Here is a 23,932-nt window from a genome sequence, read left to right on the forward strand (position 1 = left end):
CGGGTCGATGTTGAGCAGCCCCTGCAACCACACTTGCAGCGATCGGGCGGTGGTCTCGGCGTGAATGGCCCGATGGTCGGCCTCGGCGATGTACTGCAGTTGCTCCCACATCAGTACCCGCATCTCCTTCTCCAGTTCTTGGATGCGGGTGGCGAGTTCGGTGTCGGTGCACGACACCGCCGACCACGGACCAGCAAGGCCCCCGGTCGCATCATGGGTGTTCAGCAGCGGTGTCATGCCACAATTGTCCCGCACTAGAACACGAGTTCGCATTGTTTTTATGGTCGCTTGATCAGGTGAAACACCTCGCCACAGGTCGTGAAAACCACGCCGTGTCAAGGAAAACGGTCACGACACGCCGAAGGCGACCCCATCCACCACCAAGCCCGCGCCGCCATCGGCCGTGCGTGCCATGCGCCCGGCTTCCGAGGATTCAGTTTTCGCAAAATCAAGCCATCCCCACAACGACCGGACCCCTGTGACGGATCACCCCGAAACCAAAACCCCACCAGCCCCGATCAATCCGAAAACGCCCACCCCGCAACGCAAGCCGCGAACGAGCCAGTCCACTCCGGGCCATCCCCGCGATACAAAGCCGCCCAGGGGCTGCGGGTCGGATGTCAAGCCTGAAACCCCGAAGGGGCGGCCGCCAGGCCGGGCTTGACCTCCGGCCCGCAGCCCCACAATCCACCCATCGCGGGGATGGCCCCAAAAGACGCCGAACCCCTAAAGGTCCCAACCCCGCCCCCAACCCCTCAAAAACCCACCCAACCCCTACCCCGCCAGAACCTCCACGCCAAACCCGGCAATCTCCACCCGCCCCCCCGCAACGGAAACCGAAACGCTCCCAGCGTTGTGGTTGAGCAGGAAGACCCGCCCACCCCGCCGAACGGCCTGCACCCCCTCCGGCAGCCCGGCCACCACGGGCGAAACCCCGCTGTCCCGCACAACCCGATCAAGCACGGCCCGCATCCCCTCGCCCCCCAACCGGGTCCCGAGGTACCAGGCCACGCCGTGCCCGAAGGCGTTCCGGGTCAAGGCCGCCCCACCGGCCACCCCGCCCTCGGTGAACCGCCCGACCACCTCGGCCCCGTCCACCACGATGTCCTCGGACCACAGAACCCCGCGCTCGGCCGAGTCCAGCACGGAGACCCCGACGGACTCCCCGTCCGCCAACGGCCAGAACTCGGCCACGTGCGCGCCGAGGACCTCCCGCAACGGCCCCAGGTACCCGCCCAGGTGGACCTGGTCGGATTCGTCGACGATGCCGGAGAAGAACGACACCAGCAGGTGCCCGCCCCGCCGGACGTGCTCGGTCAGGTTCGCCGCGGTCTCGGCCCTGGTGAGGTACAGGTTCGGCACCACGACCAGCCGGTAGCCGGACAGGTCCGAGTCCGGGTGCACGACGTCGCAGCCGATGTTCGCGTCGAACAGCGGCGAGTAGTGCGCCAGGAGAGCGTCGAGCTGGTCCAGCGTGGCCGGGTGCGAGTTCAGCTCCAGGGCCCACCAGCTCTCCCAGTCCAGCACCAGCGCCACGTCGTTGTCGGGACGGGTGTCGACGAGCGGGCCGGTTTCCGCGAGTTCCGCACCGAGTCCGGCCACTTCGCGGAAGGTCCGGCTGTCCGGCCCGGTGTGCGGCACCATCGCGGAGTGGAACTTCTCGGCGCCGCCCTTGGACTGCCGCCATTGGAAGAACATCACGGCGTCGGCGCCCTGGGCCACGGCCTGCCAGCTCCACAGGCGCATCTGGCCCGGCTGCTTGACGCCGTTGCGCTCGCGCCAGTTCACCGCGCTCGGAGCCTGTTCCATCAGCAGCCACGGCTGGCCGCCGCGCAGCGACCGGATGACGTCGTAGGACAGCGCGGCGAGCACGTGCGCCTGCGGGTCGTGCGGGTCCGGGTAGGAGTCGTAGCTGACGACGTCCACTTCGGACGCCCAGCGGTGCAGGTCGAGGGTTTTCGCCAGCGGCACGTGGTTGGTGGTCACCGGCACGTCGGGTGCCGCCGCCCGCAGCACGGCCTTCTCCATGCGCAGCAGGTCGAGCATCGTGTCCGAGGAGAACCGGGCGAAGTCGAGCTGCTGCGTGGGGTTGGCGAAGGTGGGCGCGGTGCGCGGTGGCAGCACTTCGTCGAAGTCGTCGTAGCGCTGCGACCAGAACTTCGTCGACCAAGCGTCGTTGAGCTCGGCGATGCCGCCGTAGCGCTCGCGCAGCCATTCCCGGAACGCCGCCGCGGAGCTGTCGCAGTAGCAGGCGCGGACGTGGCATCCGTACTCGTTGCCGATGTGCCACAGCGCGAGCGCGGGGTGATCGGCGTAGCGCTCGGCGATCCGGGTCACCAGCCGCGTGGCGTGCTCCCGGTAGACGGGGCTGGACGGGCAGTACGCCTGCCGCGCCCCGGGCCACAGGACCGTGCCGTCGGCACGCCGCGGCAGGGTTTCCGGGTGCAGCTTCGCCAGCCACGGCGGCGGTGACGCGGTCATGGTGGCCACCGCGGCGGAGATCCCGGCATCGGCGAGGTTGTCCAGCACGCGGTCGAACCAGCCGAAGTCGAACTCGCCGGGCCGGGGTTCCACCAGCGCCCAGCCGAAGATCCCGACGCTGACCAGCGACACCCCGGCCTGCTTCATCAGCCGCATGTCCTCGGCCCACACCTCCTCGGGCCACTGCTCCGGGTTGTAGTCCCCGCCGTAGGCGATGCGGCCCAGCCTCTCCGGCAGGCGGCGCAGGTTCTCGGTCACGACTTGACGCTCCCTTCGGCGGATTCGGTCAGGCCTGGAGCAGGCCGGCCTCGACCAGGTGTCGGCGGACTTCGGCTCGTTCGGCGTCGTCGAGGGCCACCATCGGCACGCTGGTCGTGCCGTGCTCGATCACGCCCAGCTGCACCAGCGCCTCCTTGAACGCGCCGATCGCCGAGGAGTAGCGGCTCATCGGGCGGGCGCCGACGCCGATCACCCGGAAGAACCGCCGCAGCCGCGCCTGCTCGGTCGCGGCCTGCTCCCACAGCCCCGCGGCCGCGGCGTCGTAGAGCCGGACGTAGCCGCGCGGGTCTGCGTTGCCGAGGCCGGGCACCAGGCCGTGCGCGCCGAGCTGCAGGCTGGTGTCGGCCATCGTCTCGGAGCCGCTGAACACCAGGAAGTCCCGGTCCGGCAGGGTTTCCAGCACGGTGCGCAGTCCGTCGAGGTCGCCGCTGGAGTCCTTCAGGCCGCGGAGCGTGCCGTCCGCCGCGAGCTCGACGACCGTTTCCGGGTCGAGCTTGGTGTGCACCGAGACGGGGATGTCGTAGGCGAGCAGCGGCAGGTCGACGGCGGCGCGGATCTGGCGGAAGTGCGTCCGGATCTCGACCGGATGGGTCGGGACGTAGAACGGCGCCGTGGCCACCAGCGCGGAGGCGCCGTGCCGCAGCGCGGCCCGCGCGTGTTCGACGACCCGTGGAGTGGCGGTGTCGATGACGCCCGCGAGCACCGGCACGGCGCCGGCCGCCACCCCGGCGACGACCTCCAGCACGCGGTGCCGCGCCGCGTCCGGCAGGTAGCCGACCTCGCCGGTCGAGCCCGTGACGAACAGCCCGTGGACCCCGGCTTCGAGCAGGTGGCCGGTGAGCTTCTCCAGCGACGGCACGTCGACTTCGCGGTCCGGGGTCAGCGGTGTGCACAGCGGCGGGATCACTCCGCCGACCAGCTCGGCCATACCACTCCTCTGTTGCCCATCATGAAGACGTAGGACGTAGGATGTCCAGACGCTATCGGCTCGGACCGCACCTGACAAGTGCCGGTGCGCCCCGCTGCCGGTGGCGAGCCGGCGCAGTACGCTCGTATCCGCGCAGTGTCGTTTCGCCCAGCCGATCGGCGGGAGTTCGCTGAATCGACGCCCGTCGGTGGCTCGCAGCGCGGTGCCGGGAGCGGACATGAGCAGGTTGACGCAGCCCACCAAGCCCGAGAGCAAGCTGTTCCGGAAGATCCGCCACCAGGCGAACGAGGCGGACCTGCGGTTCCGCCTGGCGCCGGGGATGCGGCGCCAGATCAGCAAGGTGTTCCCGTCGAACTGGTCGTTCCTGCTCGGTGAGCTCGCGCTGTACAGCTTCGTCATCCTGGTGCTCACCGGCACCTACCTCGCGTGGTTCTTCGACCCGTCGATGACCGAGGTGACCTACAACGGCGTCTACCAGAACCTCCGCGGGGTGTCGATGTCCCGCGCGTTCGAGAGCACGCTGGACATCTCCTTCGAGGTCCGCGGCGGGCTGTTCGCGCGCCAGCTGCACCACTGGGCCGCGCTGGTGTTCATGGCGGCGATCGTGGCGCACATGTTCCGGATCTTCTTCACCGGCGCGTTCCGGCGGCCGCGCGAGGTGAACTGGACCATCGGCATCCTGCTGTTCTTCCTGGGCATGTTCGAGGGCTTCATCGGCTACTCGCTGCCCGACGACCTGCTCTCCGGCACGGGGCTGCGGATCGCCTCCGGCATCGTGCTCTCGGTCCCGGTCATCGGCACCTGGCTGCAGTGGATTCTCTTCGGCGGGGAGTTCCCCGGCACCGAGATCATCCCGCGGTTCTACCTGATCCACGTCTTCCTGCTGCCCGGTCTCATCCTCGGCCTGGTCGCGGTGCACCTGGCGATCGTCTGGTACCAGAAGCACACCCAGTACCCCGGCCCGAAGCGCACCGAGTCCAATGTGGATGGCGTGCGGATCATGCCGTTGTTCGCGGTGAAGAGCACCGGGCTGTTCCTGATCATCACCGGCGTGCTGGCGATCATGAGCGGCATCTTCCAGATCAACGCGATCTGGAACTTCGGCCCGTACGTGGCGTCGATGATCTCGGCGGCCTCCCAGCCGGACTGGTACATGATCTGGACCGACGGGATGGGCCGGCTGTGGCCGCCGTGGGAGGTCTACCTCGGGCCCTACACCATTCCGGCGGTGTTCTTCCCGCTCGTCATCGGGCTCGGCCTGGTGTTCACCGTGGCGATCATGTACCCGTTCCTGGAGCGCAAGCTCAGCGGCGACACCGCCCACCACAACCTGCTGCAACGGCCGCGCGACGCGCCGGTGCGCACCGGGCTGGGCGTGATGGCCATCGCGTTCTTCGTGGTGGTGCTGCTGTCCGGGGTCAACGACGTCATCGCCTTCGTGTTCGGGCTGTCGCTGAACATGACGACCTGGGCGGGCCGGCTCGGCGTGCTGCTCGCGCCGCCGATCGCCTACTACGTCACCTACCGGATCTGCCTGGGCCTGCAGCGCACCGACCGGGACGTGCTGGAGCACGGCGTGGAGACCGGCATCATCAAGCGCCTGCCGCACGGCGAGTTCATCGAGGTGCACCAGCCGCTGGGCCCGGTCGACGAGCACGGGCACCCGGTGCCGCTGCCCTACCAGGGCACCCCGGTGCCGAAGAAGATGAACCAGCTCGGCGCCGCCGGCCGGTCGGTGCCCGGCAGCCTGCTGGTGCCCGATCCGCGCGAGGAGACCGAGGCCCTCGACGCCGCCCGCCGGGCCGAGGCGGAGCGGGAACGCCCCGCCAGGGAGGCCGAGGCCGAGGTCGAGGTCCCGTCCGGTCGCCCGCAGGCGCCCGAGCGGTGATCGCCGCGGCGCGGGTGCCGTAGGGTGCCGCGGGTGTCCAATCGGGAACTGATCGTGCTGGGCACGGCGAGCCAGGCGCCGACGCGATCCCGCAACCACAACGGCTACCTGCTGCGCTGGGACGGCACCGGGCTGCTGTTCGACCCCGGCGAGGGGACGCAGCGGCAGATGATCCACGCGCGGGTCAGCGCGCACGACATCGACCGGATCTGCCTGACCCACTTCCACGGGGATCACTGCCTCGGGGTGCCGGGCGTCGTCCAGCGGCTGTCGCTGGACCGGGTCCGGCGGCCGGTGCACGCGCACTACCCGGCGAGCGGGGCCGGCTTCTTCCGCAACCTGCGCTACGCCACGGCGTTCGACGAGGTGGTCGACCTGCAGGAGCGGCCGATCGAGCGGGAGGGCGTGATCGCCACCGGCCCGTTCGGCGCGCTGGAGGCGGTGCGGCTGGACCATCGGATCGAGACGTTCGGGTACCGGCTGGTGGAGCCGGACAGACGGCGCATGGTGCCGGAGCTGCTGGCCCGGCATGGGGTGCACGGCGCCGCCGTCGGGCAGCTCCAGCGCGAGCAGGTGCTGCGCACCGGGACCGGCCAGGTGACGTTGGAGCAGGTCAGCGAGCCGCGGCCGGGCCAGCGCTTCGGGTTCGTGATGGACACCCGGCTCTGCGACGGCGTGTTCGCCATCGCCGACGGCGCCGACCTGCTCGTGATCGAGTCGACCTTCCTGGACGAGGACGCGCGGCTGGCCGACGAGTACCGCCACCTCACCGCCGCCCAGGCGGCCCGGGTCGCCGCCGAATGCGGAGTGCGGACCCTGGTCCTCACCCACTTCTCGCAGCGCTACTCGGATCCGCAACGCTTCCACGACGAAGCGGCAGCCGTTTTCGACGGCCAGGTCGTGGTGGCCGAAGACCTCCAACACATCCCGGTCCCGAAACGCGCGTGAACCGCATCGCTATGCTGCCGGGCGGTCAGCAGTCGCGCGGAAGGCGGATTCCTTGGTTCGGCAACCGATCCCGGTCATCATCGTCGCGGGATTCCTCGGGGCCGGGAAGACCAGCCTGCTCAACCACCTGCTGCGCAACCCGCAGGGCGCCCGGATCGGCGTCGTGGTCAACGACTTCGGGAAGATCAACATCGATGCGCTGAGCGTCGCCGGTCAGGTCGATTCCACGGTGTCGCTGGGCAACGGCTGCCTGTGCTGCGCCGTCGACGCCAGCGGGCTCGACGACCTGCTGGCCCGGCTCGCGCGGCCCGGCAGCGACATCGACGTCATCGTGATCGAGTCCAGCGGCCTGGCCGACCCGCGCGGCATGGTCCGGCTGCTGCTGAACAGCACCAACCCCCGCCTCGGCTACGGCGGGCTGGTCGAGGTGGTCGACGCCGCGGAGTTCGACGCCACCCGGCGCCGCCACCCCGAGATCGACCAGCACCTGCGCTTCGCGGATCTGGTGCTGCTGAACAAGATCGACCGCGTCGCCGAATCCGATCAGCGGCGGCTGGCGGAGCTGGTGGGCGGGCTCGCCGGTGGCAAGCCGGTGCTGCCGACCGCGCACGGCCGGGTCGATCCGGCGCTGCTGTTCGACCACGAGGCGGTCCGCGAACGGCAGGACGTCGCGCGCCAGCTGTCCTTCGACGAGCTGCTGGCCGATTCGTCCGACGATTGCCACGAGCACCTGCACACCGCGTACCAGAGCGTGGAGTTCACCGCCGACGACCCGGTTCACCCACGGGAGTTGATGCGGTTCCTCGACGACCGCCCGGACGGCGTCTACCGGATGAAGGGCCAGGTGCACTTCGGCGCTCCGGGGCAGGGGCAGAAGTTCACGCTGCACACCGTCGGCGACTTCCTGCGGTTCCAGCGGTCGCGGTGGGGCCGGGGCGAACCGCGGCGCACGCAGCTCGTGGTGATCGGCTCCGGTCTCGACCAGGACCGGGTGCGCCGCGACCTGGCCGCCTGCCTCGGCGAACCCGACCCCGCGGACGAGCACAGCATGCTGGATGTGCTCAAGTACACCCGCGCCTGATCTTGCCAAGCCGATCGCGCGGGAGCAGCCTGCGGCTGGTCGGCCGTCGTTCTGGAGGAGGACGAGGATGCAGGGACACCCGGGACAGGATCCTGCCCGGGCGGAGTTGTTCGCGAACCTGGCCGGGGTGGACCGCGAGCGGGCCAACCCGGCCCGCATGTACGACTACTACCTGGGCGGCGCGCACAACTTCGCGGCAGACCGCGAGGCGGCCGAACGAGTGCTGGCGATGCTGCCCGAGACGCGCACGTTCGCACAGGAGAACCGGGCCTTCCTCCAGCGCGCGGTGCGCTACCTGGTCACCGAGGCGGGCATCGACCAGTTCCTCGACCTCGGCTCCGGCATCCCGACCGTCGGCAACGTGCACGAGATCGCCCAGGGCCTGAACCCCACCGCGAAGGTCGTCTACGTCGACCACGAGCCGGTGGCGGTGGCGCAGTCGCAGCGCATGCTGGCGGGCAACGAGCGCGCCACCATCATCCGCGCGGACCTGCGGCACCCGGACCTGGTGCTGGACCACCCCGACACCCGCCGACTGCTGGACTTCTCCCGGCCGGTGGCGGTGCTGATGATCTCCGTTTTCCCGTTCATCCCGGATTCCGACGACCCGGCCGGGATCATCGCCGGCTACCGGCGGGCCTGCGCGCCCGGCAGCCACCTGGCGCTGTCGCACAGCCTGACGCCGGAGTACTGGCCGGGCGAGGTCGCGCAGGCCATCGAGCTCTACCAGTCCAGCACCCACCCGCTGCACCTGCGCAACCCGGACCAGGTCACGGGCCTGTTCGCGGGCTACGAGCTGGTGCCGCCGGGCGTGGTGTTCACCTCGGCGTGGCGGCCGGACCGGCCGGTCACCGACGAGCAGGCGCGGGAGAGCCGCGCGGTGGCCGGGGTCGGCGCGCTGGCCGGCTAGCGTCCACTGTGGATCTTCTGCCGGATCCCGGCGGCGGTCGTACCGTGGGCGGATGTCCAGCGCCGAAGTGCTCGTCGATGCGTTCGACCGGATCCGCGAAGTGGTGCACGAGACCGTGTCGGGCCTGGATCCCGACCAGCTGGCGTACCGGGTCGATCCGGAGGCCAACTCGATCGCCTGGCTGGTGTGGCACCTGACCCGTGTGCAGGACGACCACGTCTCGGACGTGGCCGCGGCGGAGCAGGCCTGGACCGCGCAGGACTGGCTGGGGCGTTTCGGACTGCCGTTCGCACACGAGGACATCGGCTACGGCCACGATCCCGACGAGGTCGCCGACGTCCGCGTCGACTCCGGCGAGCTGCTGACCGGGTACCACGACGCGGTCCACGCGCGGACGGTCGAATTCGTCGCGGGGCTGACCGACGACGACCTCGCGGAGGTCGTGGACGCCGGGTGGGCTCCCCCGGTCACGCTCGGCGTGCGGCTGGTGAGCGTGATCGCCGACGACCTGCAGCACGCCGGACAGGCCACCTTCATCCGCGGCATCCTCGAACGCGTCGGCTAGCCGGTGGCATCGCGGCGGCGCCGTGGCCGACAATCGGGGCATGACCGAGCGCAAACCACCCGGTGTCACGTTCGAATCATGGGTCGACAAGCAGATCCGGACCGCGCAGGAGCGCGGCGACTTCGACGACCTGCCCGGCGCGGGCAAGCCGCTGCCCGGCGCGGGCGCGCCGCTGGACGACCTGTGGTGGGTCAAGGACTACATCCGCCGCGAGGGCCTCTCCGGTGACGCGCTGCTGCCCACCCCGCTGCAGCTCCGCAAGGAGGCCGAGCGGCTGCCCGAGGCGGTGCGCGACCTGACCACCGAGCAGGCCGTTCGCGACGTGGCGGCCGACCTGAACCGCCGGATCGTCGAGCACCTCCGCGCGCCGACCGGGCCGCGGGTGGCCATCGGCCCGGTGAACGTCGACGAGGTGGTCGCTTCGTGGCACGCCGGCCGGCCCGAGCCGGTGCAGCAGCCCGCGGCCGAGCCTGTCGAGCCGGCCGCGGCCGCGCCGCGGAAATCCCGCTGGTGGCAACGCTTCCGGCGGTGACCCCGGCCAGCGGTTTCCCACCTCGTGAACGGCTTTGACGGAAATCTCCGACGCTGCTTTGATCAACCTCATGACGCCGGGACCGCTGCTCGTGCAGCGCGCGCACATCGACCTGCTGTGGGTCGCTTCCGCGGCTTGTCCGCGCACCTGATCTCCCCTTGCCCCGGCGCCGCTCCGCTGTTCGTCCGAGCCGCCTGCCGCCGGGTTGCTGTTGTTCGCACCGGCGCCGGGATGCGCCCGCGCCGCGATGAGACGGAGACCTGTGCAATGACGCTGGAAGCCGCATTCCTGGAACCGGCGGACGGTGGCGCGGTGATCGAGGTGACCGCCCGGTTCGTCGTCCCGCAGCGAGATCTGGCCTCGCTGGAACGCGATTTCGCCCGGAAGATCCGCGCCCTGGCCGAGATACCAGGTCAGTCCACTGTGGAGGTGCAAGCCCGGCCGCAGGCGCCGCGGCTGCGCGCGCTGCCCGCCCCGGTGGAGCCCGCCCTGCGGATCCTGGTCGCCCCGCGCCGAGCAGTGCGGGCCGACGGGACGTTCATCGACTTCACCCGGCTGGAATTCGACCTGCTGCTGTTCCTGTGCGAGAACCCGGGACGGGTGCACCGGCGCGGAGCGCTGCTCAACGCCGTGTGGCACCTCAACAGCTCGCCGAGCACCCGCACCGTGGACGTGCACGTCCGGCGGATCCGCAGCAAGCTCGGACCCGGCCTGGACCTGATCACCACGGTGCGCGGGGTCGGCTACCGGGTGGACCACACCTCGGAGGTCGAGATCGAGCCCGACCCCTACGCGCTGTAGGCAGACAGCTTCCGGGCGACGTAGCGGGCACAGTGGATCAGGTGAGCAACGGCGCCGGAACGGGTAGCCGGGTGGCATGCCGAAGCGCAAGCGCGAGGAGTACGAGCGGGGCCTGCCGGGCTATCACGACCCCCTGGCCGGATTCGCCGGCGCACCGTACGCCCGCAGCGCCCTCACGTTGCGGATCTGGCTGGCCGGATTCGGCCTGGTGTTCTGCGCGGGAGCGGCGGTCCTGCTGTTCCTGGCGGTGCCGGAGCTGGCCTGGCTGGGCTGGGCGCTGGTCGTGCTCGCGGCGATCGCCGCGGTCGACCTCGGCTGGGTCGTCCACCGCAAGCGACGCGGCGAACCCGGCTGAGCAAGAGCATTGACAAGCTACTGACCGGCGGCCGCGATCGGGCTTCCGGTGAACGGAAAGAGGCGTTCCTTCTCCCCCGGCCGCAACCGATGGTGGGGGCCGGCCTGCGGTGCCGGTCACATCGGGTGCACCGGTGCCGCGGCGGCGCGAGAAGGGAAGCGGCACATGGACATCCAGGTCGGGATCGTCGGGGCGGGACCCGCGGGGCTGATGCTCTCGCACCTGCTGCACCAGCGCGGCGTGGAGTCCGTCGTCATCGACACCCGCACCCGCGAGGAGATCGAGGGCACCATCCGCGCGGGCGTGCTGGAGCAGAGCTCCGTGGACCTGATGACCGAGACCGGCATCGGCGACCGCGTCCGCCGGCTGGGCATGGTGCACGAGGGCATCGAGCTGCGCTTCGGCGGCCGCGGGCACCGCATCGACTTCGCCGACCTCACCGGCGGCCGCGGCGTCACCATCTACCCGCAGCACGAGGTCCTCAAAGATCTGATCGCCAAGCGCCTCGCCGACGGCGGCGACATCCGCTTCGGCGTCTCCGACGTGCAGGTGGAGGGCATCACCGGCGACGCGCCGACGATCCGCTTCACCCAGGACGACATCGAGCAGGAGTTGACCTGCGGGCTGGTGGCGGGCTGCGACGGATCGCGGACCACGACCCGGTTCCTGATCCCGGCGCCGAAGCCGCGGCAGGACCACTTCCGGCAGTACCCGTTCGCCTGGTTCGGCATCCTCGCCGAGGCACCGCCGTCCTCCGAGGAGCTGATCTACGCGCACCACCGCAACGGCTTCGCCCTGATCAGCACCCGCTCGGCGACCGTGCAGCGGCACTACCTGCAGGTCGACCCGAACGACACGGTCGAGGACTGGTCCGACGACCGGATCTGGCAGGAGCTGCACACCCGGGTGGAGGGCGCGCAGATCAAGGAGGGCCCGATCTTCTCGAAGTCGGTGCTGCACTTCCGCAGCTTCGTCTGCGAGCCGATGCAGTACGGCCGCCTGTTCCTGGCGGGTGACGCCGCGCACACCGTGCCGCCGACCGGCGCGAAGGGCATGAACCTGGCGATCGCCGACGTGCACGTGCTTTCCCGCGCCATGGCCCGCTTCTTCGCCGACAGCGACCGCACCGCGCTCGACGCCTACACCGCCACGGCGCTGCCGCGGGTCTGGCGGGCGCAGCACTTCTCGTGGTGGATGACGTCGATGCTGCACCGCATGCCGGAGGCCAGCGGCTTCGACCACAACCGCCAGCTCGCGGAGCTCGACACGGTCACCCGCTCCCGGGCGGGCCGCACCCTGCTCGCCGAGAACTACGTCGGCACGCCCTTCGACTGACCGTCGAGCCGCCGGTCCGGCCCGACGATCTAGGCCGGATCGGCGAAGTGGCGGAGGACCATCTCCGCCAGCGCGGTGACGTCTTCGCCGACCATCGGCGCGCCGGTCATGCCCATCCGGTGGAGCAGGGTTCCGACGACGACGTCGATGAGGAGCAGGACCCGGTTCTCCGGCTCGCCGAGCGCCTCCTGGAGCGCGAGCCGGTACGGGTCCTGCAACCGCGTGGACAGGACCTCGCGCAGGGCCGGATCGCTCACGGCGTCGACGAACACGCCCGCGAACGCCGCGCCCACCCCGGGCTCGCCGATCTTCGCCGCGACCCAGCGGATGGCCGACGCCATGTCCTCTTCCCGACTGGTGCCCGTCAGCGGCACCGGGCCCAACGCGGCAGATCTCCACGGCCGCGGCGGGCCCGCGCGGGTAACGAGCGACCGGCTCGACCTCGGGGAGGTCGAGCCGGTCCTCGGTGTCGATGCGGATCAGAACGGGTACTGCTGGATCTTGCCCTGGATGGTGACCCACTGGGTTTCCGTGAACGACTCCAGGTTCGCCTCCGCGCCGCCGACGCGACCGCCGTTGCCGGAGGCACCCACGCCCCCGAACGGGATGTGCGCGTGGTCCCCGACGGTCTGGTCGTTGACGTGCACCAGGCCGCTGGGGATCTGCTTGGCGACCTCCCACGCCGCCATGGCGTCGCCACCGAGCACGCTCAGCGACAGGCCGTACTCGGTGTCGCGCGCGATCTCGACGGCTTCCTCGACCGTGCGGTAGCGCAGCACGGGCGCGACCGGGCCGAAGATCTCGTCGCAGAACGCCGGGGTGTCGCGGCGAACGTGGTCGAGCACCGTCGGCCGGTAGAACAGCCCGTCGTACTCGCCGCCGGCGGCCAGCGTCGCACCCGCCGCGACGCTCTCGGTGACCAGCCGGTGGATGTTGTCGCGCTGCCGCTCGTCGATGATCGGCCCCAGCGCCACCTCGGCGGTGTTCGGATCGCCGACCGGCAGGTTTCGGGCCTTCTCGGCGAGCGCGGCCACGTATTCGTCCGCAATGGACTCGTGCACCAGGTGCCGGCCCGCGGCCATGCAGATCTGCCCCTGGTGCAGGAACGAACCCCAGGCGCCCGCCGACGCGGCGGCGGCGACGTCGGCGTCCGGCAGCACGATCAGCGCGTTGTTGCCGCCGAGCTCCAGGTGCGCGCGCTTCAAGTGGGTCGCGGCGGATTCGGCGACCTTGCGACCGGCGGCGGTCGAACCGGTGAACGCGATGACTCGGGTGTGCTTGTTGGCCACCAGCGCCGCCCCGGCGTCGGCGCCGCCCGGCAGCATCTGGAACACGCCTTCCGGGACACCGGCGGCCTCGAAGATCGCGGCCAGCACCACGCCGCCGCACACCGCGGTCCGGGTGTCGGGCTTGAGCACCACCGCGTTGCCCAGCGCCAGCGCCGGGGCGACGGCGCGGATCGACAGGATCAGCGGGAAGTTGAACGGCGCGATGACGCCGACGACCCCGGCGGCCACCCGGCGGCTGAGGCTCAGCCGGCCGTCCGCCGACGGCAGCAGCGAACCGGCCGGGTGGGACGGCAGCGCGGCCGCTTCGAAGCACTCGTTGGCCGCGCTGTGCGCCTCCAGCTCCGCCTTCGGCGGGATCGAACCGGCCTCGCGGATGATCCAGCGGCGGATCTCCCCGGCGTGCTCCTCGAACAGCCGCCCGGCGCGGCGCATGATCGCGGCGCGCTCCTCGAACGGCGTGTTCTCCCACTCCCGCTGCGCGGCGGCCGCCTTGGCGCACGCCTCGTCGACGTCACCGGGCGTGGCGGCGCCGACGTGGCCCAGCACCTGCCCGGTCGCCGGCTCGACGACCTCCGCCGGGGTGCCGCTCGCCGTGCTCCAGCTGCCGGTGAAAACGCGCTTCGCCCAGCGTTCGACATCCAGAATCGTCATGTACAACGGCCTTTCTCAAGCGAATCGAACTTGTGGTCCTGGTCAGCTCGCGGCTGCCCGCTCCGGTTCCGGGGTGCGGAACTTCTTCCCGGCCACCAGCGCCACGGCGACCGCGCCGATGACACCGGGAACCGCGACGGCGATGAAGTTCTGCTGGAACGGCAGTTCCAGCGCCAGGAGTGCGCCGCCGAGCGTGGGGCCGCCGATCGCGCCGATGCGGCCGATCCCGGCGGCCCAGCCGACACCGGTGGAGCGCACCGCGGCCGGGTAGTACTCCACGGCGAACGCGTGGATGATCGCCAGCACGCCGACCGTCGCCGCCCCGGCGACGAACAGCAGCACGTTGAGCAGCACCGAGTTCGGGTTGAACGACAGGCCGATCAGCGAGGCGGACGCCAGCACGAAGTACGCCACCAGCGTGTTGCGGTAGTTCCAGCGGTCCGCGATCCAGCCGCCCGCGATGGCGCCCACCATGCCGCCCAGGTTGAGCACCACCAGGTTCCACAGCGCCGAGCCCAGCGGGTAGCCGGCGGCCTGCATCAGCTTCGGCAGCCACGTGTTGAGCCCGTAGCTCAGCAGCATGCACATCGCGAAGAAGACCCAGATCAGCACGTTGTTGATCGCGTTGCCGCCGGCGAACAGCTGCCGCAGCCGGGCCTTGCCCGCCACGGCGTTCCGTTCGACGACCACGTCGTCGAGCTCCGCGGCGCGGGTCGATCTTGCGCAGCACGACCAGCAGTCGCTCCCGGTCGCCCCGGGTGGCCAGGAAGTCCGGTGATTCCGGGAGGTGGCGCAGCAGGAACGGCACCATCAGCAGCGGGATCGCCGCCACGTAGAACACGCCGCGCCAGGTCCACATCGGCTCGATGTAGATGGCGAACACCGCGGCCGCGATCCCGCCCACCGAGTAGAACGACGAAACCAGCGTCACGAACAGGGCTTTCGCCCGCCGCGGCGCGATTTCCCCGGCCAGCGCGTTGAAGTTGGGCACCAGCGCGCCCAGCGACACGCCGACGACGAACCGCAGCACGCCCAGCTGCGCCGGCCCGGTGGCCAGCGCGCAGCTGAACGACGCGATGCTGGCGATGGTCACGCAGGTGATCATCAGCGGCCGCCTGCCGTACCGGTCGGCCAGCGGCGCCACGAACAGGCCGCCGACCAGCATGCCGACCAGCGCGACGGAGCCGAGCGTCCCGGCTGTCACCGGGTCCATCTGCCACTCGTCCATCAGGTGCGTGATCACGGTGCCGTAGGACACCATGTCGTAACCGTCCACGATCATCAGCAGCGAGCACATGATCAGGACCTTGATGTGGAAGCCGTTGAGCCGGGCATCGCCGACCACGGCCCCAACTGTTTGCCGGGCCATCTGTTTTTCCTCGGGGTTCCGCTGCCGTAGGGGAACGGCTGGTCAGGGTTCGGTGAGTTCGGTCTCGGCCTCGATGACGGCCGGTTTTCCGGAGCGCAGTGCGGCGGCCAGGGCGTCGGCGAACTCCTCGCGGGTGTGCACCGAGGTCGCCGCGACGCCGTAGCCGCCCGCGATCTGCACGAAGTCGATGCCGGGCACGTCCATGCCGGGCGTCTCGCCCGCGTCGAGCACCTTCGAGAACCAGCGCAGCGCGCCGTAGGTGCCGTTCTTCAGGATCACGATGATCACCGGGATCTCGTACTGCGCGGCCGTCCACAACGCGGTGATGCCGTAGTTGGCCGAGCCGTCGCCGATGAGCCCGATCACCTGGCGGTCGTCGTGGGCCAGCTGCGCGCCGACTGCGGCGGGCAGCCCGAAGCCGAGCCCGCCGGAGGCCGGGAAGAAGTAGCTGCCCTGCCCCGAAAGGTCCATCTGGGCCCAGAAATCGGCCGCCGTGGCGGTGGATTCCTTGACGTAGACGGCATCCGCCGGCGCGTTCTCCCGCAGCACCGCGAACAGCTCCGCCGGGTGCAGCCGGTCGCCGCCCGAGGGCGCGGGCGGGTGCTCCGCCAGCGGCGGCAGCTCCCGGCGGCGACCGGCGGTGACGGCGTCGGCCAGCCCGGACAGCGCATCCTTGACGTCGCCGACCAGCGCCTCCCCCATCGGCGCCCGCGCGGCCTCGCCCGGGTCGCCGGTCAGCTGGATCAGCCGGGCACCGGCCGGGAGGTACTCGCCCGGCACGAACTGGTGGTAGCGGAACACCGGCGCCCCGACGACCAGGATCAGGTCGTGGCCCGCCAACGCGTTGGTGACGCCCTGGACCGCGGCGGGCAGCACGCCGCGGAAGCTGCGGTGCCGGGTGGGGAACGGGCAGCGCGACGCCGAGGGCGCGATCCACACCGGCGCGCCCAGCCGGTCCGCGAGCCGCACCGCGTCGTCGTTGGCGTACTGCGCGTCGACCTCCGGTCCCAGCACCAGCGCCGGGCTCTCTGCGCCGTCGAGCGCGCCGGCCAGGTCGGCGAGCTGCGCGACGCTGAGCGAACCGGCGGTGCCGGTGGTGCGCTCCAGCAGGTGCCGGGCTTCCGGCGGCGCCTCCTGGCTCCAGTCGTCGTAGGGCACCGACACGTACACCGGGCCCTTCGCCGGCAGGTTCGCGATGTGGATCGCGTGGCTGATCGAGCGCGGCACGTCCTGCGCGCACGCCGGTTCGCAGCTCCACTTCACCAGCGGCTTCGGCAGCGTCGCGGCGTCGACGTTGGCCAGCATGACCTCCTGGCCGATGGTCGAGCGCACCTGCTGCCCGGCGGTGATGATCAGCGGGCTGTGCGAGTACACCGAGTTCGTCAGCGGGCCCAGCGCGTTCCCGGTGCCGGCCGCCGCGTGCAGGTTGACCAGCGCCGAACCGCCGCGGGCCAGCGCGTACCCGTCGGCCATCGCCAGCACGGCGCCCTCGTGCAGGCCGAGCACGTACCGGAAGTCCCCCGGCATGCCGGCCAGGAACGGCAGCTCGTTGGATCCGGGGTTCCCGAAGATCGTGGTCAGATCATGCGATCGCAGCAGGTCGTAGGTCGCCTGGCGCACGTCGGGCATCGTTGCTCGCTTCCGGCTCGGTGGGCCTTTCGGTGATGCCCGCCACCCTAGGCAAGCAGTGGTCATAGTCCTAATGAATGCTGTTGATCCCGGCATAGACAGGACTTATTCTCACTGCGTGGTCGACGTGGACCTGAACCTGATGCGCACCTTCGTGCTGCTCTACGAGACCCGCAGCGTGACGAAGACCGCCGAGGCCTTGTTCATCACGCAGCCGTCGGTGAGCCACGCGCTGCGCCGGCTGCGGCGCCAGTTCGCCGACGAGCTGTTCGCCCGCTCCCCCGATGGCCTCGCGCCGACCGAGATCGCGGAGCGGATGTACCCGCGCCTGCAGCAGGCGCTGGAGGTGATCGACGAGACGGTGTCCGGGGCGGGCCGGTTCGACCCGGCCACGTCGGTGCGCACCTTCCGGATCTGCGCGACCGACTTGGGCGAGATCAGCCTGCTGCCGCCGATCCTGGCCCGGCTGGAGGAGCAGGCGCCGCGCTGCACCGTCGAGGTCACGCCCCTGGACATGGCCGCCGCGCCGCAGCAGCTCCGCCAGGGGCGCACCGACGCCGTCATTTGCACGCCGCGCATCGACGCGCCGGACCTGCGCCGCGACGGGTTGTTCCAGGAACGCTACGTCGGGCTGATCGCCCGCGATCACCCGCGCATCGGCGAGCGCCCCACCCTGGACGAGTACCTGCGGGAACGGCACATCGTGGTGGATCCGGCCGCCGGGCACGTCGACGCGGACCAGGAGCTGACCAGGCTCGGGCACCGCCGGGAGGTCGCGGCGCGAGTGCCGCACTTCGCGGTGCTGCCCGAGCTGCTCGCCCGCACCCGCTACCTCTCGGCGGTGCCCAGCGGCGTCGCGGGCCTGTTCACCCGCTCGTCGCGGGTGCGGACCTTCGAGCTGCCGTTCGAGATTCCCACGGTCGAGGTCGCGCTTTACACGTACCGGCGGGCCATTGCCGCGCCGGGCACGGACTGGCTGCGCGACCTCGTCCGCGACACCCTGCGCCGCGAACCGTCCACATCGGACACTGAAGGGCCGGCGGCGCGGAGCTGAGGTCAGCCCGCCAACAGGCCGGGGCCGAAGGTCAGCTCGGCGCTGTGCCGCAGGCCGCCAGTCGCGGTGTCACCGAGGTAGAACCGCGTCGACATGGTGCGCTCGTCGAGGTCGAACACCGTGCGCCAGAGCGTCCGGACCGGGTAGTGCCCGGCGTTGGTGGCGTCGAAACCGATCTCGTCGAGGGTCGCGCGCAGCAGCTCCCCGGACATCACCGAGCCGCCGGTGCGGTCGACCAGCGTCCGGTACCGCCCGTAGGTCCGCAGCGTTTCCTCGTTGTCCGGCGGCAGTTCTCCCGCCTGCTGCTTGTGCACCAGGTGGTTGGTGAGGCACAGGGCGTCGCCGTCGATGTCGATGATGTGCTCGATGCCGGCGTCGCCGCGTTCCCAGATGAACGCGCCGCCCGCCGCATCGGCGATCAGGTAGTGCAGCGGCACGCCCAGGTCGTACTGCTTGGCGCCGAGCAGCGCCTGCTTCGCCTCGTCCACCGTGGAACAGGTGTCCAGCACGAACCTGGGCAGCTGCGCCGAGGAGATCCCGACTTGCGGGCCCGCCTCGACCGGTGGCGTGGTGTTCTCCGCGTCGGCGATCAGCAGGGCCACCGCGAGCCCGTGCTCGTTGATGCCCTCCATGCAGCCGTCGAGCTCGTTCATCGTGAGCACCGTCGTGGTCGGGCCGGCGTCCGGGATGCTGTTGAGCACGTACGGCCTGGATGCCATCGGCGGTCGCGGCCCGGCCGGTTCGGGCCCGCCGAGCGCCGCGAAGATCTCCTCGGCGCTGGTGGTGAAGAAGTCGTAGTTGCGACCGAAGAGCCCGCGCCCCTCCTTCGTCGCGGACGGCCGGAGGTAGGTCACCGAGCAGGCCGATCCGCTCGGCACGCCGGTCAGTCCGTCGAGGCACACCCGGTCGTCGTCGGGGTCGACGCCGGCCGCCTCGGCCGCGCCGCGCATCCGCTCGTGGTGCTGCGGCCAGTTCCGCTCGAACCAGGTGCGTCGCGCCCGGTTCACCACCGGGTCGGCCAGGACCGGCGCCCAGCCGAAGGTAGTGGCGGCCTCGGCGGCCAGCGCGCGGCCTATCTCCCGCTGGCCGCCCGCCGCGGTCACCTTCCGCACCGTCATGAAGTCGTCGTCGCCACCGGCGATGATCTCGCTCGTCACGCTCATGTCAGTTCTCCTCTTCATCGGTCTTCGGGTCCCGCCACATCGGCCACACCGCCGGCCCGCCGGGCAGCACGACCGGCTCCCCCAGCTCCCGGAAGCCGTGGCGTTCGTACAGCGGCCGATTGCGGGGCGAACTCGCCTCCAGGTACGCGGGCACGCCTTCGGCGTCGGCCCGGGCCAGCCGGTCGGCCAGCAGCGCGGATCCCAGCCCCTCGCCACGCCGATGCGGCCGGACGCCCAGGAACGGGAGGTACAGGTGCGCGCGCCCGCGCGGATGCCGCGCCAGCACCAGCCTGTTGAAGATCTCCAGTCGTTCGAGGTGCGGCAGGAACGCGGCCGGGAGCTCGCGGTCGCCGCCGATCTCCGCATCGTGGTCCGCCGGCGGCAGCCAGACCGCCACCGCCGAGCCATCACCGGCCACGGCGAGCTCCCCCGCTTCGATCGACGCCGCGACCGCGGGGCCGAAGACGTGGGGCAGGGCCGCTCGCCGATCTTCAGCGTCGGGGAACAGCCAGTTCGTCAACGGGTCGTCGTCGAACGCCGCAACGAGCGCGCCGACGACGGCTTCGGGATCGTGCATCAAGTCCTCCGCAATACGCCGTACTCAATCATGGGTACACCGTATCCGACACCATCAGACAATACTCGAAAGGGATCAAATTCCTTGCAAATACGCATGTTTCTGCAACTACCCGAACAAAGTGCACTAGTTCATCAACCTAGTGCACTAGTACGATTACGATGTCGCCGGAGGTGCCGATGACCAGAGGGACCGAGCCCCCGTACCTGCGGATCGTTTCGGCGATCCGCGATCGCATCGCGCGCGGCGAACTGCGCCCCGGCGACCGCGTGCCGTCCACCCGCTCGATCACCCGCGAATGGGGCGTGGCCATGGCCACCGCCACGAAGGCGCTCGCCGAGCTCCGCCGCGAAGGACTGGTGGAAGCGCGGCGCGGCGCGGGCACGGTCGTCAGCGCACCGCCTCAGCCGCCACCTGACCGCCCGGCCGAACCACCGCTGACCCTGCAGCGGATCGTCGCCGTCGCGGTCGCGGCGGCCGATGCCGAAGGGACGAAAGCGGTGTCCATGCGCCGGATCGCGGCCGAGCTGGGGGTCGGCCCGATGTCGCTCTACCGGCACGTGGCGAGCAAGGACGAGCTGGTGCGCGAGATGATGCGCGCCGCATTCCTCGAACGGCCGCTGCCGGAACCGGGCCCGCCCGGCTGGCGGGCGAAGCTCGAACTCGTGTGCCGGACGCAGTGGGAGCTCTACCTGCGGCATCCCTGGCTGGCGAGCGCGGTGTCCATGACGCGCCCGCAGCTGGTGCCGGAGGCGATGGCGCACACCGAATGGACCCTGCGGGCCCTCGACGGCCTCGGACTGGACCCGGACGAGATCGCACGCGAGGCGCTGACGCTGCCGTCGATGGTGCGCGGCCTCGCGCTGTCCCGGGAATCCGAGGCCGAGGCCGAGGAGGCGACCGGGGTCGGCGCCGAGCAGTGGTGGCGGTCGCTGGACGACCAGGTGAAGGCGCTGTACGCGACCGGGCGGTTCCCCATGCTCGCAGACTTGAACAGCGAGGTCGTCGACGACATCGACGGCCTCTTCGAGCACGCGCTGACCCGAAACCTCGACGGCCTGCAGGCCCGCCTGGAGCGTGGCACCGCCCCGGCCCGCCGGCCCTAGCGAATCGGGCCGGCCGCGGATTCCACAGTGGACGACGGACCTGCGTTGATCGTGCCGCTACCCTGCCCGCATGGGTTCTTCCAGTGAGCACGCTCCGCTGCCCATCCCGGCCGAGACCACGGACCTGCGCAGCGGGCCGCCGCTGCACGGCGCGTGCGCGCCGCTGCAGGACCTGGTCGGCGTGTGGCGCGGAGCCGGCGAAGTCGACTACCCGAGCATCGAGGGGCCGTACCGGTTCGGGCAGCAGGTCACGATCGCCCACGACGGGCGGCCGTTCCTGCGCCACGAGGCGCGAGCCTGGCTGCTCGACGCCGAGGGCAACGTCCTGCGGCCGGCGGCGTGGGAAACCGGCTGGTGGCGGCCGCAACCCGACGGGAACCTGGAGCTGCTGATCAGCCACTGCACCGGAATCCTGGAACTGTTCTACGGCACCGCGAGCCCGCAGCGCTGGGAACTCGCCACCGACACCGTCGTCCGCGCCGCGACCGCGAAGGACGTCGAGGCCGCGCAGCGCAGTTACGCGCTCGACGCCGACGGTGCGCTCCACTACGCCGAGAGCCGCGCCATGGTCGGCCTGCCGATGACACCTCACGTCACAGCCCGGCTGCAGCGCCTCTGACCGAGAAGCACAGCTATGCTGAATACATGACTCATGACGATCCCGCCGACGCCGACGACACCGCCGGGATCGCCGCGGCGGCCACCGAGGTCCGGATGGGCGTGATGCGCCTGGCGCGGCGGCTGCGCGCCGAGCGCGAGTCCGGCGAGCTCACCCTGGGGCGCCTGGCGGTGCTGGGCCGCCTGGAGCGCGACGGTCCGGCGACCGCCAGCGCGCTGGCCGCCGCCGAGCGGGTCACCCCGCAGTCCATGGCCCGGATCGTGCAGCACCTGATCGATGCCGGGCTGGCCGAGCGCGACACCGACCCGGCCGATCGGCGGGCCGCCATCGTCCGGATCACCGAGGCCGGCCGCCACCAGGTCCTGCAGGACCGGAGCCGGCGCGAGGCGTGGCTGGCCCAGGCCATGACCGGTCTCACCGATGTCGAGCGGGAGTTGCTGGTGCTCTCCGCCAGGCTGCTGGACCGCCTCGCCGACTCCTGACCCAGCTCCGAGCCGAGATGACCGATGCCACGAACCACACCCGAACCATCCGCACAAAAAGACAGCAAGGCTGAAGATCTGCCGCAGCCCGAGAAGCCCGAACCGGAATTACCGGGCAGGTTCATCACCCCGATCGCCTTCGGCACCATCCTGCAGCCGCTCAACTCGTCGATGATCGCGGTCGCCCTGGTCGGCATCCGCTCCCACTTCGACGCGGGCACCTCGGTGACCTGGCTGGTCTCCGCGCTCTACCTGGCCACCGCCGTCGCCGCCCCGGCGATGGGCCGGATCGCCGACGTGCTCGGCCCGCGCCGCACCAGCCTCGCCGGGCTCGTCCTGGTCGGCATCACCTCGGTGGCGGCCCCGTTCGCGCCGAACATCGCGGCGCTGGTGGTCTGCCGAGTCCTGATCGGCATCGGCACGGCGGCCCAGTACCCGTGCGGCGTCGCGATGATCCGCCGCGCCGCCGACCAGCTGCGCTCCCGCCCGGGCAACGCGCTGGCCGCGCTCGCCATCTGCTCGCAGGTCACCGCCGCGCTCGGCCCCTCCCTCGGCGGGCTGCTCGTCGGCGGCTTCGGCTGGGCCGGGGTGTTCTGGATCAACGTGCCGCTGGCGCTGGTCGGCGGCGCGGTGATCATGCGGTGGGGCCCGGCGGATCCGCCCGTGCGGGGCGGCGGCCGGCTGAAGGCCCTCGCCCAGGTCGACCCGGTCGGCATGCTGCTGTTCGCGGTCTCGATCACGGCGCTGATGTTCTGGTTGCTGTCGCTGACCGCGACCCCGGCGTGGTGGTGGCTGGGCGTCGCGGTCCCGGCCGCCGCGCTGACGGTCTGGTGGGGCCTGCGCGCCCACGATCCGTTCCTCGACATGCGCCTGCTGGCGCGGCGCGGGCTGTCGTTCACCTACGGCCGGACGATCGTGACCTACACGGCGTTCTACTGCGTGTTCTACGGCCTGCCGCAGTGGCTGGAGGAAACCCGGGGGCTGGGACCGGTCGGCGCCGGGCTGGTGGTGCTGCCGATCGCCGCCGTCGGCGCCGTGTCGACGATGCTGGCGACCCGGCTGCAGCGTCGCCGCGGCCCGCGCGCGGCCCTGATCGTCGGAACCGCCGCGCTGTGCGTCGGCGGGCTGCTGCTGACCGTGCCGGACGCCGACTCGCCGATCCTGCTGCTGCTGGTGATCTCCGCGATGCTGGGGCTGCCCAACGGGTTCAACAGCATGGGCAACCAGAGCGCGATGTACGCGGCCACCCCGGCGGAGCGGATGGGCGCGGCGTCCGGGCTCTACCGCACTTCGCAGTACGTCGGCGCGAACCTCGCCGCCGCGCTCCTGGCGCTGGTGCTCGGCGTGCACGCGGACGACGCCGGGCTGCACCGGATGGGCCTGGCGGTCGCGATCCTCGCGGGCTTCCTGCTCGTCGCCTCGCTGTTCGGGCTGCTCCGCCGCCGGCGCGCTTGAAAAGGACGGAGGCCCCGCACCTGGTGGGGTGCGGGGCCTCCGTGCAGCTCAGGGGCCGGCCCGGAATCCGGTACCGGCCGGATCACCCGAACTCAGACGAGGCGAACGTCGCTGGCCTGCGGGCCCTTCGGGCCCTGGGTGACCTCGTAGGTGACCTTCTGGTCCTCGTCGAGGCTGCGGAAACCGCGCGCGTCGATCGCCGAGTAGTGGACGAAGACGTCCGCACCGCCGTCGTCAGGCGCGATGAAGCCGAAGCCCTTTTCCGAGTTGAACCACTTCACGGTTCCCTGTGCCATGTCTCTCTCCTTCTGGGAGCCGGTACTACTACAGGCGCTCACACTTCGTAACCGCCTGGGTCGCTGATCTCGAACGGCGACTTCTCCAGCTACAACCAGAAAGCAGCACGCTCGCATCACTATCCTGCGAGTGTGCGCG

The 23,932-nt window shown here is 71.1% G+C and carries 23 protein-coding genes and 2 pseudogenes; 14 read left to right on the forward strand and 11 right to left on the reverse strand.

The features are described from left to right. The 3 genes and pseudogenes from AC07FN_RS24195 to AC07FN_RS24205 form a co-directional block, all read right to left on the reverse strand. Nucleotides 1–237 (reverse strand): annotated as a pseudogene (locus AC07FN_RS24195) (HNH endonuclease signature motif containing protein); the annotation flags it as partial. 537 nt (nt 238–774) lie between these two features. After that, entirely contained in the window at nt 775–2,739 is a 1,965-nt protein-coding gene (locus AC07FN_RS24200; protein ID WP_478397669.1) for a beta-galactosidase, read from the reverse strand. A 28-nt stretch (nt 2,740–2,767) separates the two neighbouring features. Beyond that, nucleotides 2,768–3,688 carry a dihydrodipicolinate synthase family protein gene (locus tag AC07FN_RS24205; protein ID WP_478397670.1) on the reverse strand — a complete coding sequence of 307 codons (921 nt, stop codon included), beginning with the start codon at nt 3,686–3,688 and terminating at the stop codon, nt 2,768–2,770. 217 nt (nt 3,689–3,905) lie between these two features. Between AC07FN_RS24205 and qcrB the strand changes: the two genes are divergently transcribed. The 9 genes from qcrB to AC07FN_RS24250 all read left to right on the forward strand — a co-directional run bounded on the left by qcrB (nt 3,906) and on the right by AC07FN_RS24250 (nt 12,103). Continuing rightward, the gene (gene qcrB, locus AC07FN_RS24210; RefSeq protein WP_478397671.1) at nt 3,906–5,576 is read left to right on the forward strand and encodes a cytochrome bc1 complex cytochrome b subunit; all 1,671 of its coding nucleotides are present in this window, start codon (nt 3,906–3,908) and stop codon (nt 5,574–5,576) included. 33 nt (nt 5,577–5,609) lie between these two features. Then, complete coding sequence (locus AC07FN_RS24215; protein WP_478397672.1) at nt 5,610–6,524, forward strand: ribonuclease Z; 915 nt, start codon at nt 5,610–5,612, stop codon at nt 6,522–6,524. A gap of 52 nt (nt 6,525–6,576) precedes the next feature. After that, nucleotides 6,577–7,605: a CobW family GTP-binding protein gene (locus AC07FN_RS24220; RefSeq protein ID WP_478397673.1), complete on the forward strand. Its 1,029-nt coding sequence runs from the start codon at nt 6,577–6,579 to the stop codon at nt 7,603–7,605. A gap of 67 nt (nt 7,606–7,672) precedes the next feature. Further along, nucleotides 7,673–8,515, forward strand: coding sequence for an SAM-dependent methyltransferase (locus tag AC07FN_RS24225; protein ID WP_478397674.1), 843 nt, complete (start codon nt 7,673–7,675; stop codon nt 8,513–8,515). 52 nt (nt 8,516–8,567) lie between these two features. After that, a complete protein-coding gene (locus tag AC07FN_RS24230; RefSeq protein ID WP_478397675.1) occupies nt 8,568–9,080 on the forward strand; it encodes a mycothiol transferase in 513 nt (170 codons plus the stop codon). Between the two features lie 40 nt (nt 9,081–9,120). Continuing rightward, on the forward strand, nt 9,121–9,612 hold the full coding sequence (locus tag AC07FN_RS24235) for a DnaJ family domain-containing protein (RefSeq protein WP_478397676.1): 492 nt from the start codon (nt 9,121–9,123) through the stop codon (nt 9,610–9,612). Between the two features lie 267 nt (nt 9,613–9,879). Then, nucleotides 9,880–10,413: a winged helix-turn-helix domain-containing protein gene (locus tag AC07FN_RS24240; protein ID WP_478397677.1), complete on the forward strand. Its 534-nt coding sequence runs from the start codon at nt 9,880–9,882 to the stop codon at nt 10,411–10,413. Between the two features lie 76 nt (nt 10,414–10,489). Then, the gene (locus AC07FN_RS24245; RefSeq protein WP_452617232.1) at nt 10,490–10,768 is read left to right on the forward strand and encodes a DUF6343 family protein; all 279 of its coding nucleotides are present in this window, start codon (nt 10,490–10,492) and stop codon (nt 10,766–10,768) included. Nucleotides 10,769–10,933: 165 nt separating this feature from the next. Next, entirely contained in the window at nt 10,934–12,103 is a 1,170-nt protein-coding gene (locus tag AC07FN_RS24250) for a 4-hydroxybenzoate 3-monooxygenase (protein ID WP_478397678.1), read from the forward strand. Between the two features lie 29 nt (nt 12,104–12,132). On the opposite strand, the gene AC07FN_RS24255 is transcribed toward AC07FN_RS24250, so the two are convergent. The 5 genes and pseudogenes from AC07FN_RS24255 to mdlC all read right to left on the reverse strand — a co-directional run bounded on the left by AC07FN_RS24255 (nt 12,133) and on the right by mdlC (nt 17,041). Further along, nucleotides 12,133–12,477 carry a TetR/AcrR family transcriptional regulator C-terminal ligand-binding domain-containing protein gene (locus tag AC07FN_RS24255; RefSeq protein WP_478397755.1) on the reverse strand — a complete coding sequence of 115 codons (345 nt, stop codon included), beginning with the start codon at nt 12,475–12,477 and terminating at the stop codon, nt 12,133–12,135. 105 nt (nt 12,478–12,582) lie between these two features. Then, nucleotides 12,583–14,043: an aldehyde dehydrogenase family protein gene (locus AC07FN_RS24260; RefSeq protein WP_478397679.1), complete on the reverse strand. Its 1,461-nt coding sequence runs from the start codon at nt 14,041–14,043 to the stop codon at nt 12,583–12,585. A 42-nt stretch (nt 14,044–14,085) separates the two neighbouring features. Continuing rightward, the gene (locus AC07FN_RS24265; RefSeq protein WP_478397680.1) at nt 14,086–14,733 is read right to left on the reverse strand and encodes an MFS transporter; all 648 of its coding nucleotides are present in this window, start codon (nt 14,731–14,733) and stop codon (nt 14,086–14,088) included. Nucleotides 14,734–14,806: 73 nt separating this feature from the next. After that, a pseudogene (locus AC07FN_RS24270) lies at nt 14,807–15,412 on the reverse strand (MFS transporter); the annotation flags it as partial. A 42-nt stretch (nt 15,413–15,454) separates the two neighbouring features. After that, nucleotides 15,455–17,041 carry a benzoylformate decarboxylase gene (gene mdlC / locus AC07FN_RS24275; RefSeq protein ID WP_478397681.1) on the reverse strand — a complete coding sequence of 529 codons (1,587 nt, stop codon included), beginning with the start codon at nt 17,039–17,041 and terminating at the stop codon, nt 15,455–15,457. A gap of 118 nt (nt 17,042–17,159) precedes the next feature. On the opposite strand from mdlC, the gene AC07FN_RS24280 reads away from it, so the two are divergent. Then, nucleotides 17,160–18,095, forward strand: a complete 936-nt coding sequence (locus AC07FN_RS24280; RefSeq protein WP_478397682.1) for a LysR family transcriptional regulator — start codon at nt 17,160–17,162, stop codon at nt 18,093–18,095. 2 nt (nt 18,096–18,097) lie between these two features. Here the strand turns inward: AC07FN_RS24280 and AC07FN_RS24285 are convergent, their stop codons facing one another. Beyond that, a complete protein-coding gene (locus AC07FN_RS24285) occupies nt 18,098–19,258 on the reverse strand; it encodes a C45 family autoproteolytic acyltransferase/hydolase (protein WP_478397683.1) in 1,161 nt (386 codons plus the stop codon). A 1-nt stretch (nt 19,259) separates the two neighbouring features. Further along, on the reverse strand, nt 19,260–19,835 hold the full coding sequence (locus tag AC07FN_RS24290; protein ID WP_478397684.1) for a GNAT family N-acetyltransferase: 576 nt from the start codon (nt 19,833–19,835) through the stop codon (nt 19,260–19,262). Between the two features lie 179 nt (nt 19,836–20,014). Between AC07FN_RS24290 and AC07FN_RS24295 the strand changes: the two genes are divergently transcribed. The 4 genes from AC07FN_RS24295 (at nt 20,015) to AC07FN_RS24310 (ending at nt 23,497) form a co-directional block, all read left to right on the forward strand. Beyond that, nucleotides 20,015–20,941 carry a TetR/AcrR family transcriptional regulator C-terminal domain-containing protein gene (locus AC07FN_RS24295; RefSeq protein ID WP_478397685.1) on the forward strand — a complete coding sequence of 309 codons (927 nt, stop codon included), beginning with the start codon at nt 20,015–20,017 and terminating at the stop codon, nt 20,939–20,941. 70 nt (nt 20,942–21,011) lie between these two features. Further along, nucleotides 21,012–21,560 (forward strand): heme-binding beta-barrel domain-containing protein, encoded by a 549-nt coding sequence (locus AC07FN_RS24300; protein ID WP_478397686.1) that lies wholly within the window; start codon nt 21,012–21,014, stop codon nt 21,558–21,560. 26 nt (nt 21,561–21,586) lie between these two features. Continuing rightward, nucleotides 21,587–22,042 carry a MarR family winged helix-turn-helix transcriptional regulator gene (locus tag AC07FN_RS24305; protein WP_478397687.1) on the forward strand — a complete coding sequence of 152 codons (456 nt, stop codon included), beginning with the start codon at nt 21,587–21,589 and terminating at the stop codon, nt 22,040–22,042. A 24-nt stretch (nt 22,043–22,066) separates the two neighbouring features. After that, nucleotides 22,067–23,497: an MFS transporter gene (locus AC07FN_RS24310; protein ID WP_478397688.1), complete on the forward strand. Its 1,431-nt coding sequence runs from the start codon at nt 22,067–22,069 to the stop codon at nt 23,495–23,497. Between the two features lie 92 nt (nt 23,498–23,589). Here AC07FN_RS24310 and AC07FN_RS24315 read toward each other — a convergent pair whose 3' ends face one another. Beyond that, on the reverse strand, nt 23,590–23,793 hold the full coding sequence (locus AC07FN_RS24315; protein ID WP_168588610.1) for a cold-shock protein: 204 nt from the start codon (nt 23,791–23,793) through the stop codon (nt 23,590–23,592). Nucleotides 23,794–23,932: the final 139 nt, after the last annotated feature.

The sequence above is a fragment of the Saccharopolyspora sp. NPDC045941 genome (assembly GCF_056431445.1).

What these genes read in the sequence shown, in the direction of transcription:
- qcrB (WP_478397671.1), top strand. Translation starts at nt 3,906, where the DNA reads ATGAGCAGGTTGACGCAGCCCACCAAGCCCGAGAGCAAGCTGTTCCGG.
- AC07FN_RS24245 (WP_452617232.1), top strand. Translation starts at nt 10,490, where the DNA reads ATGCCGAAGCGCAAGCGCGAGGAGTACGAGCGGGGCCTGCCGGGCTAT.
- AC07FN_RS24315 (WP_168588610.1), bottom strand. Translation starts at nt 23,793, where the DNA reads ATGGCACAGGGAACCGTGAAGTGGTTCAACTCGGAAAAGGGCTTCGGC.
- AC07FN_RS24305 (WP_478397687.1), top strand. Translation starts at nt 21,587, where the DNA reads ATGACTCATGACGATCCCGCCGACGCCGACGACACCGCCGGGATCGCC.
- AC07FN_RS24300 (WP_478397686.1), top strand. Translation starts at nt 21,012, where the DNA reads ATGGGTTCTTCCAGTGAGCACGCTCCGCTGCCCATCCCGGCCGAGACC.
- AC07FN_RS24260 (WP_478397679.1), bottom strand. Translation starts at nt 14,043, where the DNA reads ATGACGATTCTGGATGTCGAACGCTGGGCGAAGCGCGTTTTCACCGGC.
- AC07FN_RS24225 (WP_478397674.1), top strand. Translation starts at nt 7,673, where the DNA reads ATGCAGGGACACCCGGGACAGGATCCTGCCCGGGCGGAGTTGTTCGCG.
- AC07FN_RS24230 (WP_478397675.1), top strand. Translation starts at nt 8,568, where the DNA reads ATGTCCAGCGCCGAAGTGCTCGTCGATGCGTTCGACCGGATCCGCGAA.
- AC07FN_RS24310 (WP_478397688.1), top strand. Translation starts at nt 22,067, where the DNA reads ATGCCACGAACCACACCCGAACCATCCGCACAAAAAGACAGCAAGGCT.
- AC07FN_RS24240 (WP_478397677.1), top strand. Translation starts at nt 9,880, where the DNA reads ATGACGCTGGAAGCCGCATTCCTGGAACCGGCGGACGGTGGCGCGGTG.
- AC07FN_RS24235 (WP_478397676.1), top strand. Translation starts at nt 9,121, where the DNA reads ATGACCGAGCGCAAACCACCCGGTGTCACGTTCGAATCATGGGTCGAC.
- AC07FN_RS24285 (WP_478397683.1), bottom strand. Translation starts at nt 19,258, where the DNA reads ATGAGCGTGACGAGCGAGATCATCGCCGGTGGCGACGACGACTTCATG.
- AC07FN_RS24205 (WP_478397670.1), bottom strand. Translation starts at nt 3,688, where the DNA reads ATGGCCGAGCTGGTCGGCGGAGTGATCCCGCCGCTGTGCACACCGCTG.
- AC07FN_RS24250 (WP_478397678.1), top strand. Translation starts at nt 10,934, where the DNA reads ATGGACATCCAGGTCGGGATCGTCGGGGCGGGACCCGCGGGGCTGATG.
- AC07FN_RS24295 (WP_478397685.1), top strand. Translation starts at nt 20,015, where the DNA reads ATGACCAGAGGGACCGAGCCCCCGTACCTGCGGATCGTTTCGGCGATC.
- mdlC (WP_478397681.1), bottom strand. Translation starts at nt 17,041, where the DNA reads ATGCCCGACGTGCGCCAGGCGACCTACGACCTGCTGCGATCGCATGAT.
- AC07FN_RS24290 (WP_478397684.1), bottom strand. Translation starts at nt 19,835, where the DNA reads ATGCACGATCCCGAAGCCGTCGTCGGCGCGCTCGTTGCGGCGTTCGAC.